At 71.1% G+C, this 3475-nt stretch carries 2 protein-coding genes; both read right to left on the bottom strand.

Features of this window, described 5'->3' with window-relative positions; genetic code table 11:
• Positions 1-190: 190 nt before the first annotated feature.
• Complete coding sequence (locus V5A20_RS13645) at positions 191-2635, bottom strand: heavy metal translocating P-type ATPase (protein ID WP_332327600.1); 2445 nt, start codon at positions 2633-2635, stop codon at positions 191-193.
• 154 nt (positions 2636-2789) lie between these two features.
• Positions 2790-3475: SCO family protein (locus V5A20_RS13640; RefSeq protein WP_332327599.1), on the bottom strand; the 686-nt coding region annotated here is incomplete at its 5' end.

The following is a 3475-nucleotide window of genomic DNA, read 5'->3' as shown; positions in this document are numbered from 1 at the left end:
CGGTCACCGAATTTCCAGGAAGCGCCTCCGCGAGGGGCACCTCCGTTCCGCAGGTCGCCTCAGTCGTCTCCGTCGGATCGCCAGAAGCGGTGTTGCCGGGCATGGGTAGTGCGTAGGGACGCGGAAAAGAATACGGCGGGGCGGACTGTCCCTCTATACCACGCCCCGACTCCGGTTCCGTCGTCGGGGGCTACGGGTCGTACCGGAGCAGCCGCAGCGCATTGGCCACCACGAGCAGGGTAGACCCTTCGTGCAGCACCACGGCGGGGCCGATCTGGAGCCCAAAAATCGTGGCCGGAACCAGGGCCGCAACCATGCCGAGCGCGATCCACAGGTTCTGCGTGATGATGCGGCGCGTCTGCCGGCTCAGGCCCACCGCGAATGGCAGGCGGGAGAGGTCGTCGGCCATGAGGGCCACGTCGGCGGTCTCCAGGGCGGCGTCCGATCCCGCCGCCCCCATCGCAACGCCCACAGTGGCGTTCGCCATGGCGGGCGCGTCGTTCACCCCGTCCCCCACCATGGCGACGTCCTCTTCCGCCCCAAGCCGGCGCACGGTCTCGACCTTGTCGTCGGGCAGGAGATCGCCGCGGGCCTCGTCGAGGCCGAGCCGCGCAGCCACCGCGTCGACCACCCGCTGGTTGTCCCCCGAAATCATGACCATCCGCCGGATGCCGATCTCACGGAGCCGATCCACCACCTCGGCGGCCTCCGGGCGCGGGGTGTCCGCGAGGCCGATTGCGCCCAGGTAGTCGTCCCCACGCCGCACAATCATCGTCGTCCGCCCCTCCGCCTCCAGGGCCTCGGCCGCGTCGCGGAGCGGGTTCGGGAGCGGCGGGCCGTCGACCTCGTCGAAGAGCGCGGCCTTGCCGACATGTGCCGGCTGGCCGTCGACCGTGGCCCTGACGCCCCGGCCCGTGATGCTCTCTGGATCGCGGGCCTCCCCGAGCGGCGTCCCATCAAGACGCCCCGTCGCGTGCTGCACGACCGCCTCCGCGAGCGGGTGGTCACTGCGCCGCTCCACCGACGCCGCAACGCGCAGCAGCTCGGCCTCCGACGTGCCCCCGTACGGGGACACGTCCGTCACCCGGGGCTTCCCCTCCGTGAGGGTCCCCGTCTTGTCGAACGCGACGGCCCCGAGCCGCCCGAGGCGTTCGAGCGGGCCGCCCCCCTTCACGAGCACGCCGCCCTGCCCGGCCCGGGCCAGGGCGCTCAGCACGGCGCTCGGCGTGGCGATGGCGAGGGCGCACGGGCTGGCGGCCACGAGCACGGCCATGGCGCGGTAGAAACTGTCGGCAAAGGGTTCCTCCAGGGGCACCCAGGCGAAGAGAAGCAGTCCCACGAGCCCGAGCACCGCCGGGACGAAGACCCGCTCGAAGCGGTCCGTAAAGCGCTCGGTGGGCGCCTTTTCGGCCTCCGCCTCGGTGATCATCTGCACGACCCGCGAAAGCGTCGTTTCGTCGGCCTGCTTCGTGACGCGCACCTCCAGCGCACCACGGCCGTTGATCGTGCCGGCGTAGACGCGGTGGGCCGCGCCCACGTCCGTCGCCTCCCCAACGGCCTCGGGGTCCTCCACCGGCGCCTTGTCCACGGGCACGCTCTCGCCGGTCACGGGCGCCTGGTCGACGGCGCTCTCGCCCTTCGTGACGACCCCGTCGGCCGGAATGCGTTCGCTGGGCTTCACGACGACGGTGTCGCCAACCCGTAACTCTTCGACCGACATCTCCCGCTCGGTCCCATTTCGTCGGACCAGGGCCGTGTCCGGCGCCAGGTCCGCCAGCGACTCGATGGCCCGCCGCGCCCGGCCCATTGCGTAGTGCTCCAGGGCGTGGCCCAGCGAAAAGAGGAAGAGCAGGAACGCGCCCTCCAGCCACTTCCCGAGCACCGCCGCTCCCCCCGCGGCCACGAGCATGAGGAAATCCACCTCGAACTCGCCCGCCCGGAGCGTGTCGATCGCCTCCCGCACGGTGTAGGTCCCCCCAAAGACGTAGCCCGCGACGTACAGTCCCCACGAGACGCCGTCCGGCACGGCGCCCATGAACGAGGCCCCGACGCCCGCGGCCACGCACACGCCGGCAAGGATCGCAAACACCAGTTCCGTCTGCGCCCCGAAGAGGCCGCCGTGCTCGTGGTCGTGCCCCGCCGCCTTCCCGCCAGTCCCCCCGGCCGGCCCGCGGGCGTGTAGCACATCCCCCTGGACCTGCACGTTCATCGACCGGAGCCCGTCGCGGATCTTGTCTTCGTCGGCTTTGGCCCGGTCGTACTCCACGCGAATCTGCCCGGCCGCGCTCGCCTCCGCCTCCACGACGCCGTCGATCCGTCGCAGCCGCCGGGCAATCGTGCGGGCCCGCCGGGGCCGCGAGACGCCCTCCACGGTCCAGGAGAGATGCCCGTACTGATCGGTCAGCTCGGTGCCGAGGCCCTGTGCCCGCTGCCGAATGCGGGGAAGCGAAATTGTGTCCGGGTCGTAGTGGACGCAGAGCCGGGCCGGCGCCCCGTTCGGGGCCGTCGCCACGTGGGCCTCGGTTACCCCCGCTTGCTCTTGGAGGCTTTCCGTGAGGCGGCCCACGCACGCGTCGTCCGCGTCGGGAACCTCAGGCAACACAACCGGAAGGTCGAGCCGGACGTGATCGGACATGACGACGACGGGGCGAGGCCGGGGCACTCGGCCCTGCCCCATTTTTATGATTACATGAGCATGCGTTCATAAATGAACCGCAGCGACGGGTTCCGGCCTGGATCTGCAACCGCACGGCCCCGCGAGCGGTGCAGCCGTCAGGTCAAGCGCGGGGTCAGGAGGAGCCCACCACCCGTGCGACCGCCTGCTGCACGTCCGCCGGGGCCCAGTCGTTGCCCCGCCAGAGGCGCCGCACCCGTCCCTCCGGCCCGATCAGGGCCGTCGTGAGGTTGTGCGTAATCTCGTCCTCCGCCGTCTTGCGTGCCGAGACGCCAAACAGCTCCGTGGCCCGCTGCACCTGGGTCGAGTCGCCGGTCGCGAAGGTCCAGGTGTCGAGCCGATCCGTGTACTTCGACGCGTACTCGCGGAGCACCTGCGGCGTGTCGTAGGCCGGGTCGAAGCTGATCGACAGCAGCTGGGCCTCCTCCCCGTACCGCTCGCGGAGCTGCGGCTGGAGGGCCGCAAACTGCTTCGACATGAGGGGGCAGTAGTTCGGCAGCGGGCACCGGGTGTAGATGAACGTCAGGACGAGCGTCTGCCCGCGGTAGTCGCCAATCTGAAGGGACTCGCTGGCCTGGTTCACGAGCGTGAGGCCCGCGGGGACGCGGTCTCCCTCCTGGAGCATCTGCGGCCCCTCGGTGTCCGCCGACGTGATCGGCGTGGTCGTGCGGGCCGGATTTCGGGCGACCGCCGTGTCCGGAAGGGGACGGACAGCGATGATGCTCGCGCTGTCGCCGACGGCGAGGCGGAACTGGACCGCGTCTCCCGGTTCCAGCGGGGCCGTCATGCTGGAGTCCGCCA

It is taken from the genome of Salinibacter sp. (genome assembly GCF_036626415.1).
Lineage (GTDB): Bacteria > Bacteroidota > Rhodothermia > Rhodothermales > Salinibacteraceae > Salinibacter.
Note: the sequence above shows the minus strand (reverse complement) of the source record. Positions and strands in the feature narration are given on the sequence as shown.

Coding starts and splice junctions, on each gene's coding strand:
- V5A20_RS13645 (WP_332327600.1), bottom strand. CDS start 2,635: ATGTCCGATCACGTCCGGCTCGACCTTCCGGTTGTGTTGCCTGAGGTT.